The following is a 16,353-nucleotide window of genomic DNA, read 5'->3' on the forward strand; positions in this document are numbered from 1 at the left end:
TTTTTATATTAGTAGGTATAACTATAACTACTAAAGAGGTGAGAGTATGACAACGGCATTATATTTAGAAGATGCATACAAAACGAGTTGTGAAACAGAAGTGATAAAAGTAGAAGGGAATAAAGTATTTGTAAAAGAAACAGTTTTTTATCCAACTGGTGGAGGGCAGGAATGTGATACGGGTGTCATTGTACAAGATGGGTCTGTATTTGAGGTTGAAAAAGTAAAGAAGGAGCAGGGAGAAATAGTTCACTATATAAAAGATGAAGCTCAAGTAAAATTAGGTCCAGTTAAATTAGAGATGAATTGGGAAAGACGTCATAATTTAATGCGTCATCACTCTTTACTGCATCTTATCGGAGCTGTTGTTTATGAAAAGTATGGGGCTCTATGCACCGGAAATCAAATTTATCCTGATAAAGCACGTATCGATTTTAATGAGTTACAAGAGTTATCGAGCGTGGAAGTAGAAGAAATTGTTGAGGAAGTGAATAAACTTATTAAGCAAAATAAAGAAATTTCCACTCGTTATATGAGCCGCGAAGAAGCAGAAAATGCTGTAGGAATGATTAAAACAGCAATAAATCTCCTGCCAACGACTATCCAAGAAATCCGCATTGTTACAATTGAAAATTTAGACGAACAAGCTTGTGGAGGCACACATGTGAAAAATACGAGTGAAATAGGAACACTTGTTATTGATAAAGTAAAAAGTAAAGGGAAGCAAAATCGTCGTTTTGAAGTAAGGGCGATTTAGATTGTGAGGGGTTACCGATGGATGAAATTATAAAGGAATTACAAAAGTTAGGATTTTCCCAGTATGAATGTAAAGCGTATATTGGATTGTTAAAACACTCCCCAGTAACAGGCTATGAAGTGAGTAAACAAACAGGAGTACCTCGTTCTATGATTTACGAGGTACTCGGTAAGTTAATGGATAAAGGAGCGGTGCATATTGTACCTTCCGAACCAGTTAAATATGTACCAGTACCAGCTACCGAATTAATGAATCGAATGCGAAAAGACTTTGAAAAGTCATTTGAATTTTTAGATGAGAAATTAAATTGTTTAGAACAAGAGCGACAAATAGATGTAATTTCGCATATTCGTTCAAATGATCGTGTTTTGAAAGAAATATGCAATATAATTAGTAGAGCTAAGGAAGAGTTATGGGTTTCTGTATGGGAAGATCAAGTGTATGAAATTGAGCCATACATTCATCAAAAGGAAGAGGAAGGCGTACATATATTTTCAATCTTATTTGGAGCTCCAGAAACAAAAATAGGAGCGACGTTTCACCATAATTATATGACGCCTCACGTTGTTGAAAAGAGAATGGGTGTTCATTTAACTGTTATTGCTCGTGATGGAGAGGAAGTATTAATTGCGAACTTTTCAAATGATAGCACTTCATGGGCCGTTACAACGTATGACCCAGCGCTAGTTCTCGTTGCTACAGAGTATGTAAGGCACGATATTATGGTTGAAGAAATCACAAAGGAATTTGGAGCTGATAAGTTAGATACGTTATGGCGTGAAAATATAGATTTAGTTCATGTCGTAACAGGAAAACGAACTTTAGAAGGAATGGAGGATGATAGAGATGAGTAAAGCTGAGGCACATGTAGCTTTGCAGAGCGATGATACATTTCAGCAAGGAGTAAAAGATTGTTTACCAACTGTATTTGGTTATTTGAGCATCGGTATAGCAGCTGGTGTAATTGCAAAAACAGCCGGTTTTTCTATCATTGAAATTGCATTTATGTCCACTTTAATTTATGCAGGTTCTGCCCAATTTATATTAGCTGGTATGTATGCAGCCGGTGCACCTGCTTCCGCAATTATTTTCACTGTATTTTTTGTTAATTTACGCCATTTATTAATGAGCGCAGCGCTTGCACCGTACTTTACGAAAATTCCTCTATTTAAAAACTTAATCATCGGTTCTCAAATTACAGATGAAACTTTCGGCGTTGCAGTGCAGCATGCAGCGCAAAAAGGATATTTAGGTGAAAGGTGGATGATTGGGCTTAACGTAACAGCGTATTTAAATTGGATTCTTGCTACTATTATTGGTGGGCTGTTTGGTGAGTGGATACCAGATCCGCATACATACGGGATGGATTATGCATTACCAGCGATGTTTATCGGATTATTTGTTCTTCAGCTCATAAGTAGTAAACCAACACTAGTAATTCATTTAAGTGTTGCAATTGTAGCGATTATTATCGCATACGTTTCACACCTATTTATGCCAGATAGTATAGCGGTTATTATCGCAACATTACTAGCTGCGACGATTGGAGTGGTGATTGAAAAATGGAAATGAGATTAGATGTATTATTACTTTTATTAGCAGCAGGAGCTGTTACACTCGTGCCACGTATTTTACCTCTACTCGTATTTAGTAAACTACAAATTCCAGACTGGGGTTTAAAATGGTTAAATTACATACCAATTGCAATATTAGCAGCACTTTTAGCACAAGTATTATTTATGCATGAGACGATGCAGTGGGATTACCTTATCGCAGCAATTCCAACATTTCTTGTAGCGATATATACTCGTAGTTTATTAGGTACAGTATTAACAGGAGTGGTTGTGATTATTTTGTTACGTTTCTTTTTCTAAAAAGGATTACGCTCATATAATAGCGAAAGGTGTAATAACATGAAAAATATAGGGGTGGTGTTATGATACTTTTAACGATAGGAGCAATTTTGTTAACGTTGTTTATTTTCTTTATTATCGGTTTCGTTACGTTTATGATGTTTGTTGATAAGGCGACACCTCAAATATATTATACACCTTGTGAATCAGTGACAGTGAAAACTAAAGGTAAACATAGAAGGAAGAAAAGTTGAAAGTTGGCTTTTCTTCCTTCTTCTATTACATCCCCGAAAGAACTAACAACAATAACCCAAATAAAAAACTAATAAAGGAAAGAAGAACGATACATATGGAAAATACACGATTATTTCTCCATTCGTGCCAAAAAGCGATAAATCCTAAAATACAAAGGAAAAACCAAATGGGCAGGAATATGAACTCGCTAACTTTCTCGGGGAGTAACGAATAAAAAGTTGTTACATATAAAATCCAATTTGTAAAAAATAAAATGCAAATGATAATAGATTGTAAGTAGGGGCGGTTGAAAAATATCCTTTTTTTACGGTTTTAAAAATGATAGTTAGCGCTGAGATAAAGGCAATGAGTATGAAAACAAGTAAGAGTAATGTCAGCGTCATTTTGAGTCTCCTTTATAAGATTGTTTTTATCACGCATGGGAGTAGGACCCACATCTTAAAACTCAACGTAAGAAAAGAGATTAGGTGGGGGATGAACACCCCCAACTGATTGAAGTTTCACTTTACAAGAAATGAATCTATTAAATGGTATGCTTGCTTTGTAGAGTGCCCGTTATATTTTTTAGTGTACGGATTTAGAAATCCATGTTCACCGTGTAGTTGTTTTATTTCTAATAAAGGATTATTTTGTTGCTGCAATGTTTGAATTAAAGAGGATACTGAAAAACTAGCTTCTTTTTCAGGAAATATAAGTAGTGTAGCGCATGTAGGCTTTATGTGAACATAGTCGCGTATACGAGAACCGTAACATCCGATAATAAAATCTATTTCCGGATTGTTACTACATAGCCATGAGATGGTAGCTCCAACACTAAAGCCGATAAGTCCAATATGTGTATAACTACTAGAAAGATGAGAAATGAATTCTTCAATTTGCTTTTTTCCATAATCAAATCCAATATGATTTATAAAATGTTCATATGCTTTTTCTTCATCACGATAATGAAATGCATGTTGCGATTGTAGAAGATTAGGACAGAATACGTCTATATGAGATGAAGTAAAGTGGTTGGTAACGTGATGCATATGGTCGTTCACACCATATATTTCATGAACAACAATGAGAGCTACTTTTTTCTTCATAGTTATAAAGTACCTCTATGAAACTTAAATTCTTTCTCAACAAGGCAGATACGCAGGTGGAAGTTTTCATACCATTGCTCACGACCTCTTTTTTTCGCTTCTTTATGTAAGGCGTTCTTTTTCCAATTTTCAATCGCATCAAGTGATTCCCAATAAGAAATTGTTATTCCGAGTCCAGAATTACCTCGTGCACTTTCTACACCTAAAAATCCAGGTTGTTGCTTTGCAAGTTCCTCCATTTTTCCGGCAACGGTATTATAGTCTGTTGTATCATTTAATAAATTAGAAGTGAATATCACCGCATAATAATGATTCGCCTTTTGTGAAGTATTTTCCATATAAAATCCCCCTTTAATAAGTATTTTAGCATGTAAAAAAAAGAAAAGAAGCATGACGCTTCTTTTCTTTTTTACGCTGTGAATTTTAATCCAGCATATATTTTATGCCCCTTTTTTTGAATCCAACATACTTGTGCATTTCTCTTTTGAATATTACGTTCTTCCATTGTTACTTGTATAATTTGGTCAATCACAAGAGGGGTGTTCGTTTGTACTTGGCACCCACCTGTACTATAGTTGATAATGGTCGCTTCAATCGGCATCCCATTCATATGCAATGTTCCAGAAGACATCAGTTGCTCACGTATATGTTGCCTGCGAAATTGTCTTGGTGCTTTTTTTGTATTTTTTATGAAAGATGCAATTGCTAGTGTAAGAAATGCTTTATCGTACACCTTTTCCACCCGGTCATTAACCGGTTTACTAAATAGATGAAGAATGAGTTTACAATATTGCTCATGGGATACATCATCAAATGATACACCAACTTGTACAGAATTTTCTTGTCTCCGAATCCATTTTTTTGTACTATGAATCTTTTCTACCTCGCCAAAAGATAGCGTATAGGAAGATAGACTTGATAAAGTTTCAAATGGAATGGAGGGATCTAATTCAAAACGTGCCCCCGTTTCACTAATATCAAGGACACTGCAAGAAATAATCATATCTTCGGCATATAAAGTACCTGGTAAATTTACTACGAAACGTTCTGAATTTCGAAAACGCGGTCTTTCAAATGCTACAAATAGTGAAGTGACAATAGCTATCCCGTTGTATAGTACCCAGAAAATATTAATATATAAGCTTTCTCTTTCAATATGATATTGCTCAGGATATAAGAGCATAAGTGTTGCTCGAATCAGTGCAATAATTGTTAAAATGAGTAATACGAGGTGAGGGACGCTTGCAATCCATAAAAAATGCCTTGTATTATTTTGAACTCCCTTTCTTGTTACATGAAATTGGAACTTTTTACGTAAGAAAGTTTCTGATAAAATAGCAAATCCCATATAAGGAGCCATAGCAACTTCATACACATGACTCCACGTAGTTGTTCGTTTTTTATTAGAAACAGCTTTGAAAATAAGCTGTGATGTTAAAAAAGCAGGTGCCCAGAACATAAATAAGTGCATAAAATTAATTTCTAAACTATAAATATCAAATATTAAAAACAATAGCGGTGCTAGTAAAAATATCATTTTATAAACACCGAAAAACCAATAATGAATTCCATCTGCATATAAAAGACGCTGCATAAAAGATAATCCTTTTATAGTGAAAGGATTCCACTTTTTTACGACTTGAATATTCCCTCTACACCAGCGGTCCCGTTGTTTTAATAAATCACTAAATGTTTCTGGGGATAATCCAACAGCAAGTGTTTCATTGACAAATATAGTTTCCCATTTGTTAGCTTGTAGTAGCATACCAGTTGCCATATCCTCAGTAATAACTCCAGTCGCAAATCCTCCAATTTCTTCAAGAGCGGTGCGGCGAAATAGAGCGTTACTACCAACATACATCGTAGCATTAAAGCGATCTTTTCCTTCTTCTAACTGGCGCATAAAGAAATCTTGTTCATTGGCGATGTTATCTTCAAAAAACAAATTATATTGGAAAGGATCAGCATTGTAAAAAACTTGTGGTGCTTGAACGAATACAACATTATTTTTAGAAAAATAACCAATCGTTCGCTCTAAAAAGTTAGCTCGTGGTATCATATCAGCATCCATTGTTACGATAATATCACCTTTTGAATGAAGCATCGCATGATTTAAAATCCCAGCTTTTGCATGCTTATTTTCGGTGCGAGTTATGTGATGAACAGAAAACTCTGCCGCAAGTTGCTTTACACTTTCACGGCGCCCGTCGTCACAAATATAAATGTTTAGTAACTCTTTCGGATAAGTAATCAACGTACAACCAGCTATAGTACGTTTTAACAAATCGATCGGTTCATTGTAAGTTGCAATAAATATGTCGACAGTAGGTAGTTTTTCGAAAGTGGATAATGGTACTTCTTTCCGTTTATATGGCTTCCATGAAACAATGCTGAAAACGATAGATTGTAAGTAACCAGCCCATTCTGTAATTAACAATATAATACCAGCGATAATACTTATGAGATTAATAGTTGGTAACGAATAAAAAGTTCGCCAAATAAGATAAATAGCATTACAAATGAGAAATAGAATAATAAGTAATTTTTTTGACCATAAATATTTGTGTGCAAGGGCGTAAGTCATAATGATTACGAAAAAAATAATACCTAAACCTTCGTATATAGAAAGGCTCATACAATTCCTCCTTTATGAATAGAGTGGGAAATAGGAAAAAACTTTATATTATTCATCTATAAAGATTTAGTTATTTCCAAGTCAAACATTATCACAAAATATAGGTTTAGAGTATAAATTTTACATTTTCTTATTATAAGCTTAAAAAATTAGAAGAAATAATAGTTGTATTTTTGATTCATAAGAAAAATGCCACTTCAAAAGAGAAGTGGCATTTCTTATATTTCCTCTAAGCTATTAACTGGAACAGTTAATTCGCGTTCTGGGTTTTTTACTTCATATATGCGGGCGGTTTCATTGCTTTCATCGACGTGTTGAATCATAACAGGCATGCCTTGAAAACTGACATTGGCTTGTTCCGCTGACACAGAAAGCTCTATTGCACGTTGTATATTCATTTATATTCCTCCCATCATTATTATCTTTGCTAAAAAAGAGGAATAATATACCATTTAGAGACATTCTTAAAGTTTTTGTATTATTTGTAATGTTTCTTTAATAAATGAAGAAAAGATGGAATCAGGATAACCATCTATCGTTTGAACTGCTTCTTTTGCTTCTTTCAGAGCAGCTGGTTTATCTTGAAGTTCTATATGACACAGGGCACGATATGAGCCAGCTGTTAATAACCATGACTGATCAAGTGGATGACTCATATAATCTGGAATATTAGCACGTTTTAATGTTTCCAAAGCTTCCTCGTAACGTTTTAAACCATACAGAGATTTTCCTTTTTCAAGATAATACAATCCATCTTCTTGAAAAATCGGTACATCTTTTAGTTTTTCTCGGAATTGTTCTAAATGTTCTAATGCAATTGTATATTCGTTTGTAACGGTATTGTAGTAATAAGCTTTTAATATATCTATATTTGCAGCGGATAAAGTATCTTCTGTAAAAATGGCAAATTGCTCCGATTTTTTTATGTAATATAAATATCGTTCTTTATCGGTTGTAATGATTTTTTGATAAGATAAAATACGGTAAAATTCATCTGTTTTATAATACACTTGATGTTTTTTTGAAAATGCAAGTGCATCTAAAATGATTTTTTCACATTTTTCATAATTACCATATGCGAGTAAAATAATTGCTTCTTTTAAATATAATTGTATATGTGTAATAAGATCCATTTCTAAATTCTTCGTTTTATATTCATCGCGAATTTTGGTAATCAACTGTAAACATTCTTTATATTTTTTCCGTTTGTAGAGCATATAGTAAAACAGTAGTTTCGTTTCAGTACTTTCACGATACAAAGTATATTTTTCAAATATAGAAACAGCTGTTTCAACGTAATATTCAATATTATAATCGTTCATAATGGCCGCTCCAGTTATGAACTGTTTATATAAACGTGCTGTGTTTAAAGTAAGGGGTAGTTCTTTTTGAACGATAGGTAGTAAAGTCTTGTATACTTCATCGCATTTATTTGATTTTATTAATGGCTCCATTTTTTGAATGAGTTCCACAATTTCTTCTTCATCTTCTTCTAATAAAAAGCTAGTTTCACATTCAAGTTTTTCCGCAATATATTGTAATGTTTTCATAGAAGGTGTAGCTTTTCCATTTTCAATTTGACTAAGCATACTTTTTGTCAGTTCCGAACCTGCCAGTGCTGTTTGCGTAAGCTTTTTATCTTTTCGTAATGCTTTAATTTTTTCACCGAGAGTTGCCATATTATTGCTCCTTTATATTTAAAAAGTTTAATTGTATTTAACTTTTTGTTGTGAAAATTGGAAAGTTGATTATATAATAAGTTTAACACAATTTAACTTTTAAGGGGAGAGAGTCAAAAATGGGAGATATAAGTATAGGAAAACATGATTCAAGAATGAAGATTGCAACTAGAAATATCATTTTAATGATGATTGGAAAAATGACGTCTTTATTAGGCGCAGGTATTTATACGTTCGCAATGGGGTTATATGTATTAAAGACTACTGGTTCAGGGATGGGTTTTGCAATTACGCTCGTTTGCGGATCACTTCCAAGGATGATCTGTGGCCCAATTGCTGGTGCTGTAGCAGACCGTGTGAATCGAAAATGGCTTGTCATTGGTACTGATTTATTAAGTAGTTTAACGATGCTTAGTATGTTTATTCTTGCTACTATATTTGGGCCATCACTTCTTTTTATTTATATTTCAGCAGCATTATTATCAATTTGTGCAAGTTTTTATTCTGTTGCATTAACTTCGTCTATTCCGAGTTTAGTAGATGAAGGACGTATTCAAAAAGCGAGTGCTTTAAATCAAACGGCGGCTTCTTTATCAAATATTTTAGGACCGATTATTGGCGGAGTTGTATATGGTTTCTTTTCAATTAAATCGTTTTTCCTATTGAATAGCATTACGTTCTTTTTAGCGATTATTTTGCAATTATTTATCGTATTTGATTTATATAAAAAAGAAGTGGCTGAAAGTACAGAGCATTTCTTGACGAGTATAAAAGAAGGTTTTTTATATGTAAAAAGACAACGTGAAATATATGGTTTAATGAAAATAGCATTGTGGGTAAACTTTTTTGCGTGTGGTCTAACAGTTGCACTTCCGTACATTATCGTCCATACATTGCATTTATCTTCAAAGCAACTCGGTACTGTAGAGGGAATGTTAGCAGTCGGGATGCTAATGGGAGCGATTGCTTTATCAGTGCGTAAAGAAGTGAATAATCCGTTTCGTTCTATTTATACTGGACTGTTTTTGTTTGCAGGTTTAAGTTTATGTACAGTCTTTCCGTTGTTAGTTATCATTCCAAAAGTAGCAAGTTTTATTTACTATATTGCTTTTATGATGTTAACTGGTATAGCAATTATGATTGTAAACATTCCAATGCAAGTACATATGCAAAAAACGACAGATCCGAGCTACCTAGGGCGTGTGTTTGGCCTACTTGAAACAATTGCGACTGCAATCGCACCACTTGGTATGATTGTATATGGACTACTATTAGATATGTTGCCAACTAGCATTGTTATGATGACAATAGGCGGAGGGTTATTGTTAGTTGTATTAGTTGGAGTAAAGCAACATATGGCGAAAAAACAAGTAGATGTGTCCGCTTAAAAATAAGAAAATAATAAAAATTTGACTTATCATTATAAAAATGACTAAATTAGTATTTTAGTTTTTGAAACTCTTTTTCATGTATGTTAAAGTAAAGTGAGCTTGCAAAGAAAAGGAGACAACAGCATGAAAAAATTAAGTTTTGTTATGCTTTTTCTATTAGTCGTAATGGCTGGATGTAGCAATTATGACACATATATTGAAACAGGTATGCAATCATTGAAAGATGAAAAGTATAGTGATGCAACAATGTGGTTCGAAAAAGCAGAAAAAGAGAAATCAGGAAATGAAGCGAAATCATATAAAGAAGTTGCTGAGAAAATGGATCACGGAGCAACAGCATTAAAAGATGGTAAGTATTTAGAAGCGAAAGACATTGCAAATGAAGTGTTACAAAAGAAAAAAGATGCTGAACTTGAAAAAGCTGTAACATCAAATGCAGAGAATATGCTTCAAAAAGCAAAAGATGTGGAAGAGAAAGTAAATGAAAGAGTGGCAAAGCGTAGAAAGGTAGAAGAAGAAGGAATCGATAAAATTATTAAAGCTGTCGATAGTATAGATGAAGTGAAAGAAAAAGAGAAGAAAGTATCAGAAGCATTAGATAAGGCTGAAGAGGCGCAAGCAAAAATTGAGGCAAAGAAAAATAAATAGATTTATAGTTTGAAAGGCTGTCGTGCATAACGACAGCCTTTTAATTTTTTGTTGCAAATGAAGTGATGCTATGTAGTAAAAAAGAAATGATTTTAGAATTCCATCTGTCCTCATGATGAATCGTATAAATGTTACGCTGAAATTCAAATTCAGGGATTGGTATATAGCATAGCTCATTTCGTTGTATTTCTTGTTCGATAGCAAGTTTAGAAATAAAGGCAATTCCATTACCATATTTTAAAATTTGTTTCATCGTTTCTAATGAGTCTAATTCAATTTCAGATTGGAATGTAATGTTGTGCGCCAACGTCCATTGTGTAAGTAAATCTCTCGTTGTAGATGGATTACGATGCAATAGTATGCGTTCCTTTTCGATATTTTGTAACGATACATTGTCTTTCTTTGAAAAATGATGTTCTTTGGAAAAGGCAAGAACAAGTGTATCGGGCATTATATTCGTTTGTTTTAAAAGTGGTTCATCAAATGGAGCAGCGGAAATTATCCCAAGATCGATTTCGTGATTTTGTAGCATCATTCGAATTTCAGGGGCTGTTTTCACTAGTAGCGTTATTTTTATATTGGGAAATTCACATTGAAATTGATGAACGACTTCTGGTAAAAGATAAGTCGCTGGTACATAACTAGCGCCGATTGTTATAGCACCTTTATGAAAATCTTTAAACTCTTGCGTGACACGTCTGGCTTCTTTCATAAGTGCATCTATTTTACAAGCATAATGGTGCAAAGCCTCACCAGCCTCTGTTAAGAAATACCTTCCAGAACGTAATTCGAATAGAGATACACCGAGTTCTTCTTCTAAGCTTTTTATATGAAATGTAATAGTTGGTTGTTTAACGCCAAGTTTTTCTGCAACGATTGTAAGCTTTTTGTATTTCTTAATAAGTACTACAATTTCTAATTTTAAGAGATTCATTATGAATTGCCGCCTTTTTTATTTTAACTATAGAAAAAATCTATAGAAATAAATAGTTTATTAGAAGTTTTTTAATTTAATCTTTACAGTACATTAACATTCAGTATAAATCTTCCATATAGAATGAAAGCAGGTTAAGAATGAGGTGAGAGAGGTGAAACGGTGGATATTACAATTAGTGGATTAGAAAAGACATTTGGAAAAATACAGGCGTTAAAGCCGTTGCAGATTGTAATGAAACAAGGGGAATTTACTACACTTTTAGGACCTTCGGGGTGTGGGAAAACGACTTTACTTAGAATGATAGCAGGGCTTGAAGAACCGGATAAGGGAGAAATATATTTTGGAGACCAGTGCATGTATTCTGCTGCAAAAAAGATAAAGACATCTCCTCATGAACGGAATATCGGTATGGTATTTCAAGATTTTGCTTTATGGCCGCACATGACTGTTTTTGAAAATGTTGCATTTGGTTTAAGAGCTACAAAGCAAACAAATCAATTGCGAGAAAAAGTAGAAGATGCGATAAAGCGAGTTCGCCTGCAAGGTATGGAGAAAAGGTATCCACACGAACTTTCTGGTGGACAGCAACAACGTGTCGCATTCGCTAGAGCAATTGTAACAAAACCTCATTTTATTTTGTTTGATGAACCGCTAAGTGCACTCGATGCAATTTTGCGAGAAGAAATGAGAATAGAGCTTATGGATATCGTTCATTCCATTGGTTTAACTGCACTGTATGTCACTCACGACCAAACAGAAGCAATGTCAATGTCAGACCAAATTATTGTCATGAAACAAGGAGAAGTATTACAAAAAGGAACACCGGAAGATATTTATGTGAAACCGTCTCATGAATTTGTTGCCAAATTTGTTGGTAAGGCGAATTGGCTTGTAGAGGGTAAAAAAATGGTTCGTCCAGAGCATGTGAGCTGGACGAAAAATGAAGTGTGCGAAATGTATACAGGTGAAATTAAGCACGTTACATATGTAGGAGAACGGTATGAAATAAAAGTAAACATGGGGGCACTCGGAATATGGACAGCTTATCACAATAGTAAATTAAGCATCGGTAAACCAGTATCGTTATATGTGCCAAAAAAATGTATTCATCATATAGGGGGAGAATCATATGAAGAAATTCAGTTCGCTTAAGTCTTTATTTGTATGTACTTTATTATTTTCGGCTGTAGTAACAGGGTGTAGTTCAAAGACAGGCAATGCAGATGCAAAAAGTAAAAATACGACTGAAAAGAAAATTGTTGTATATAGTGCAGGGCCAAAAGGGTTAGCAGAAAAAATTCAAAAAGACTTTGAAAAGAAAACTGGTATAAAGGTGGAAATGTTTCAAGGGACAACTGGTAAAATTTTAGCGAGAATGGAAGCTGAAAAGAAAAATCCAGTCGTTGATGTAGTCGTACTTGCATCATTCCCAGCGATGGAAGGATTAAAGAAAGAGGGTCAAACGTTAGCTTATAAAGAAGCGAAACAAGCTGATAAGCTGCGTTCTGAATGGTCAGATGATAAAGGACATTATTTCGGGTATAGTGCTTCAGCATTAGGGATTGTGTACAATACAAAAAATGTGAAGACAGCGCCTGAAGATTGGAGCGATATAACGAAAGGGGAATGGAAAGGAAAAGTGAATCTTCCAGATCCAGCACTTTCAGGTTCAGCTTTAGACTTTGTAACTGGATATGTGAAAAAGAATGGAAAAGATGGATGGAATTTATTTGAACAACTTAAGAAAAATGAAGTTACAGTAGCAGGAGCAAATCAGGAAGCGTTAGACCCAGTTGTAACAGGTGCGAAAGATATGGTAATTGCGGGTGTTGATTATATGACGTACAGCGCAAAAGCAAAGGGTGAACCTGTTGATATCGTATATCCAAAAAGCGGAACAGTTATTAGTCCACGCGCAGCGGGGATTATGAAGGATAGTAAAAATGTAGAAGGCGCAAAAGAGTTTATTGATTATTTATTATCCGATGATGTACAAAAACAAGTTTCTAAAGCGTATTTATTGCCTGGTAGAACAGATATAAAAGCTGAAAATAGACCAAATGTAGAAGAGATTCCAGTATTAAATATTGATTGGAAAACAGTTGAGAAAGAGCAAGATGAAATAGGAAAACAATTTAAGAAAGTATTTCAATAAGATGGTGATTCCATGGTAAATCGATTCGTATCAGTAAGACAAGTTGGAATGACGGTAGCGTTATTGCTTGTGGCGATGTTAATCGTCATTCCCCTTTTTCTTATTTTATTTTCTAGTATATATGAAAATAGCAGTTGGAACTTTTTAAAGCCTTTTGAAGTGATACAGAGTGGTGGATTAGCTGGGATTTTTCTGAATTCGCTGCTTCTAGGTGTACTCGTTGTAATAGGAGCTACAATATTTGCATTTCCATTGGCGTTTATTATGAGCAAAACAGATGTAGGAAAGTATAGTAAGTTAGATATTGTTTTTATGATTCCATTTATGACACCGCCGTATATTGGATCAATGGGCTGGATTTTGTTCATGCAACCTAACGGCTATTTTGAACAATTTTTTCCGATGCTAAAGACAGTTTCATCATCGTTTTTTAGTTTAGGAGGTATGGTCTTAATTATGAGTCTGCATTTATTCCCATTCCTTTATTTCATGCTGAAAAACACGTTACTTCAGATTGGGAGTAGTAAAGAAGAAGCTGCAGCAGTTCATGGCGGAAGTTTTTTCTATCGTTTAAGAAAAATAATATTGCCGTTATTAGTATCAAGTTATGTAATGGGTGCTTTACTCATTTTCGTAAAGACGATTGCTGAATTTGGAACACCGGCTACATTCGGACGTAGAATAGGATTCCACGTGTTAACATCAGAAATCCATAAATTTATTTCGAGTTGGCCAATTGATTTTAGTAGTGCAACAGCATTATCTTCTTTATTACTTAGTGCTTGTATGCTTATTTGGTATATGCAAAATGTATTGAATCGAAAGTATTCATATGCAATGGTTAGTGGAAAAGGTGTGAAATCTAAAAGATATACTTTGTCTATATTTACGCGCGTTGTAGCATGGATGTATGTAATTGGTTTATTAATAGTATCAATTGGAATTCCATACTTTTCTATACTTATTGCTTCTTTGTCAAAATTAAGAGGCGGCGGTTTACATGTAAATAACTTTACAACAAGCCATTATGAGGCATTGTTTACAATAGGATCTCCGGGATTAGAGGCTTTATGGAATAGTTTTCTTTTTTCACTCGTAACAGCGATTATCGCGGTAATGATTGGAGTCTTTTTGGCACTTATGATTCGAAAGGGGAAAAAAACCTCTGAAAAATGGCTTGATATGTGCGGTATGTTACCGAATATGGTACCAGGAATCGTTATGGTTGTAGGTCTTATTCTATTTTGGAATTCACCATATATGCCTATGTCAATTTACAATACACCAATCATGGTTATCGTAACGTATGTTGTTCTGTTTTTACCTTACACGGTGCAATATGTAAAATCATCACTCGGACAAATTGATGATTCTCTCATGCAGGCAGGAAGTGTTTTTTCTGGAAATTATATTTATATTTTTAGAAAAATAATAATGCCTCTTATTATCCCAGGCATTCTTGCTGGATGGGCGATGACATTTACAATTTCGATAAGAGAGTTAGTAGCATCGCTTCTCGTATTACCTCCATCAGTAGAAACGTCAGCAACGTTTATTTTTGCTCAATTTGAACAGGGTGAAGTATCTATAGGCATGGCGATGGCCGTTGTTTCTGTTGGACTTACAACAATGTGCTTATTACTGCTGCAACATATGGAGCAAAAGCGAAAAGGGGTAGCATGATGAGAGTAGAAGTATGGGGAGGAGCTGGAGAGTACGGTCGCTCCTGCTATTTTGTAAAAAATAAAGAGACGAAAATAGTATTTGATTGTGGTATTAATCGATCTTATGAGGATAGTTATCCAAAAATAGAGAGAGAAGCTGTTCCATTTTTAGATGCGGTATTTTTATCACATATTCATGAAGATCATACGATGGGTTTACCTTTATTAGCGAAGTATGGCTATAAGAAAAAAATTTGGACGACTCGTTATACGAAGGAGCAACTGCCGTTATATTATGAAAAATGGAGAAACTATAATGTGATGCAAGGGTGGGATTTACCTTATAGCGACCAACACATAAAAGATTTAAATTATGTATGTATTGATGAGATTAGCAATCCAAATGAATGGGTACAAATTACTCCTACATTGCGGTTTCAATGGGGATATAGTGGGCATGTATTGGGAGCTGTTTGGTTTTTAGTTGATATGTATAATACATACGTATTTTATTCAGGCGACTATTCAGCAGAGTCTAATATACTACGAGCTAATTTACCTGAGAAATTGGGCCACAATATAAAAGTCGCAATTGTGGATGCCGCTTATCACACAGATGATGTTTCGCAAAATGAACGTGTAAACGAACTATGTGCAGAAATTGAACGAGTTATGCAAAATAAAGGAATAGCATTATTACCGCTGCCACAACTTGGTAGGGCGCAAGATATAGTATTGTATTTATATGAACGATATAAAGAATTTCCTCTTATAGTAGATAAAGAAATCTTGGCTGGATTTGAAGAGATGTTCGCATATAAAGATTGGATAAAAAATAATAAAGAACTTAAATGGGTTATGAAGAGTCTAAAAAGAAACATAATAGTGATGGATAATGACATTAGTATGCAAAATAGTTACGGAATAGTTGTAATGAGTGATGCGAATATGCAAACGAAACGAGCACAGTTATACTATGAACAGCTTCGGAATGAAAAGCGGAATGCCGTTATTTTTACTGGGCACATTGCGAAAGGGAGTTTTGCAGAAAGAGTTATGAAAGAACCTGTAAGGAGTACATGTAGGGTGAAGCGAGTTCCGTATAAAGTTCACCAAAGTATAAGAGACGTTAAAGAGATGTTAAATACATTATTACCAGAACATACGGTGCTAGTACACGCTTTGAAAGAGGATACAGATCGATTACAACAAAAGCTAAGTACAGCAGGATATGAAAATGTATATTCACTTGCAATGGAACGTATAGAAGTCATTTAAAATACAAAGGGGATAG

At 34.4% G+C, this 16,353-nt stretch carries 17 protein-coding genes and 1 pseudogene; 11 read left to right on the plus strand and 7 right to left on the minus strand.

Annotated elements, in window-relative coordinates:
• The first annotated feature begins 46 nt into the window (after nt 1-46).
• From QCI81_RS22620 to QCI81_RS22640, 5 genes are all read left to right on the plus strand, one after another.
• On the plus strand, nt 47-757 hold the full coding sequence (locus QCI81_RS22620; protein ID WP_000205381.1) for an alanyl-tRNA editing protein: 711 nt from the start codon (nt 47-49) through the stop codon (nt 755-757).
• A gap of 17 nt (nt 758-774) precedes the next feature.
• Nucleotides 775-1,611, plus strand: coding sequence for a TrmB family transcriptional regulator (locus tag QCI81_RS22625; RefSeq protein WP_353810892.1), 837 nt, complete (start codon nt 775-777; stop codon nt 1,609-1,611).
• A complete protein-coding gene (locus QCI81_RS22630; protein ID WP_065483032.1) occupies nt 1,604-2,329 on the plus strand; it encodes an AzlC family ABC transporter permease in 726 nt (241 codons plus the stop codon). Before QCI81_RS22625 ends, QCI81_RS22630 begins: the two co-directional genes overlap by 8 nt.
• Nucleotides 2,320-2,631 carry an AzlD domain-containing protein gene (locus QCI81_RS22635; protein ID WP_000425944.1) on the plus strand — a complete coding sequence of 104 codons (312 nt, stop codon included), beginning with the start codon at nt 2,320-2,322 and terminating at the stop codon, nt 2,629-2,631. Before QCI81_RS22630 ends, QCI81_RS22635 begins: the two co-directional genes overlap by 10 nt.
• A 62-nt stretch (nt 2,632-2,693) precedes the next feature.
• A complete protein-coding gene (locus QCI81_RS22640) occupies nt 2,694-2,864 on the plus strand; it encodes a DUF3951 domain-containing protein (protein WP_000602244.1) in 171 nt (56 codons plus the stop codon).
• A gap of 25 nt (nt 2,865-2,889) precedes the next feature.
• On the opposite strand, the pseudogene QCI81_RS22645 reads toward QCI81_RS22640, so the two are convergent.
• The 6 genes and pseudogenes from QCI81_RS22645 to QCI81_RS22670 all read right to left on the minus strand — a co-directional run bounded on the left by QCI81_RS22645 (nt 2,890) and on the right by QCI81_RS22670 (nt 8,264).
• Nucleotides 2,890-3,248, minus strand: a pseudogene (locus QCI81_RS22645) (hypothetical protein).
• Nucleotides 3,249-3,365: 117 nt separating this feature from the next.
• The gene (locus QCI81_RS22650) at nt 3,366-3,950 is read right to left on the minus strand and encodes a dienelactone hydrolase family protein (protein ID WP_023521615.1); all 585 of its coding nucleotides are present in this window, start codon (nt 3,948-3,950) and stop codon (nt 3,366-3,368) included.
• Between the two features lie 2 nt (nt 3,951-3,952).
• The gene (locus QCI81_RS22655; protein ID WP_071730844.1) at nt 3,953-4,288 is read right to left on the minus strand and encodes an antibiotic biosynthesis monooxygenase family protein; all 336 of its coding nucleotides are present in this window, start codon (nt 4,286-4,288) and stop codon (nt 3,953-3,955) included.
• Between the two features lie 71 nt (nt 4,289-4,359).
• Nucleotides 4,360-6,585 carry a glycosyltransferase gene (locus QCI81_RS22660; protein WP_071730846.1) on the minus strand — a complete coding sequence of 742 codons (2,226 nt, stop codon included), beginning with the start codon at nt 6,583-6,585 and terminating at the stop codon, nt 4,360-4,362.
• 218 nt (nt 6,586-6,803) lie between these two features.
• Complete coding sequence (locus QCI81_RS22665) at nt 6,804-6,983, minus strand: H-type small acid-soluble spore protein (RefSeq protein ID WP_001025733.1); 180 nt, start codon at nt 6,981-6,983, stop codon at nt 6,804-6,806.
• A 66-nt stretch (nt 6,984-7,049) separates the two neighbouring features.
• Nucleotides 7,050-8,264 carry a helix-turn-helix domain-containing protein gene (locus QCI81_RS22670; protein ID WP_023521618.1) on the minus strand — a complete coding sequence of 405 codons (1,215 nt, stop codon included), beginning with the start codon at nt 8,262-8,264 and terminating at the stop codon, nt 7,050-7,052.
• A 119-nt stretch (nt 8,265-8,383) separates the two neighbouring features.
• Between QCI81_RS22670 and QCI81_RS22675 the strand changes: the two genes are divergently transcribed.
• Nucleotides 8,384-9,652: an MFS transporter gene (locus QCI81_RS22675; RefSeq protein WP_071730848.1), complete on the plus strand. Its 1,269-nt coding sequence runs from the start codon at nt 8,384-8,386 to the stop codon at nt 9,650-9,652.
• Between the two features lie 126 nt (nt 9,653-9,778).
• Nucleotides 9,779-10,303, plus strand: coding sequence for a DUF4398 domain-containing protein (locus tag QCI81_RS22680; protein ID WP_000736436.1), 525 nt, complete (start codon nt 9,779-9,781; stop codon nt 10,301-10,303).
• Between the two features lie 40 nt (nt 10,304-10,343).
• Here QCI81_RS22680 and QCI81_RS22685 read toward each other — a convergent pair whose 3' ends face one another.
• A complete protein-coding gene (locus tag QCI81_RS22685) occupies nt 10,344-11,237 on the minus strand; it encodes a LysR family transcriptional regulator (protein ID WP_001050610.1) in 894 nt (297 codons plus the stop codon).
• Between the two features lie 162 nt (nt 11,238-11,399).
• Between QCI81_RS22685 and QCI81_RS22690 the strand changes: the two genes are divergently transcribed.
• The 4 genes from QCI81_RS22690 to QCI81_RS22705 are packed head-to-tail and all read left to right on the plus strand — an operon-like array spanning nt 11,400 to nt 16,337.
• Nucleotides 11,400-12,392, plus strand: a complete 993-nt coding sequence (locus tag QCI81_RS22690; RefSeq protein ID WP_023521622.1) for an ABC transporter ATP-binding protein — start codon at nt 11,400-11,402, stop codon at nt 12,390-12,392.
• On the plus strand, nt 12,370-13,395 hold the full coding sequence (locus QCI81_RS22695; RefSeq protein WP_353810893.1) for an ABC transporter substrate-binding protein: 1,026 nt from the start codon (nt 12,370-12,372) through the stop codon (nt 13,393-13,395). Before QCI81_RS22690 ends, QCI81_RS22695 begins: the two co-directional genes overlap by 23 nt.
• Before the next feature lie 12 nt (nt 13,396-13,407).
• On the plus strand, nt 13,408-15,078 hold the full coding sequence (locus QCI81_RS22700; RefSeq protein ID WP_071730852.1) for an ABC transporter permease: 1,671 nt from the start codon (nt 13,408-13,410) through the stop codon (nt 15,076-15,078).
• Nucleotides 15,075-16,337, plus strand: coding sequence for an MBL fold metallo-hydrolase (locus QCI81_RS22705; RefSeq protein ID WP_033692596.1), 1,263 nt, complete (start codon nt 15,075-15,077; stop codon nt 16,335-16,337). The genes QCI81_RS22700 and QCI81_RS22705 overlap by 4 nt, the downstream gene beginning before the upstream one ends.
• Nucleotides 16,338-16,353: the final 16 nt, after the last annotated feature.

Source organism: Bacillus cereus group sp. MG20 (assembly GCF_040459885.1).
Classification (GTDB): Bacteria; Bacillota; Bacilli; order Bacillales; family Bacillaceae_G; genus Bacillus_A; species Bacillus_A cereus.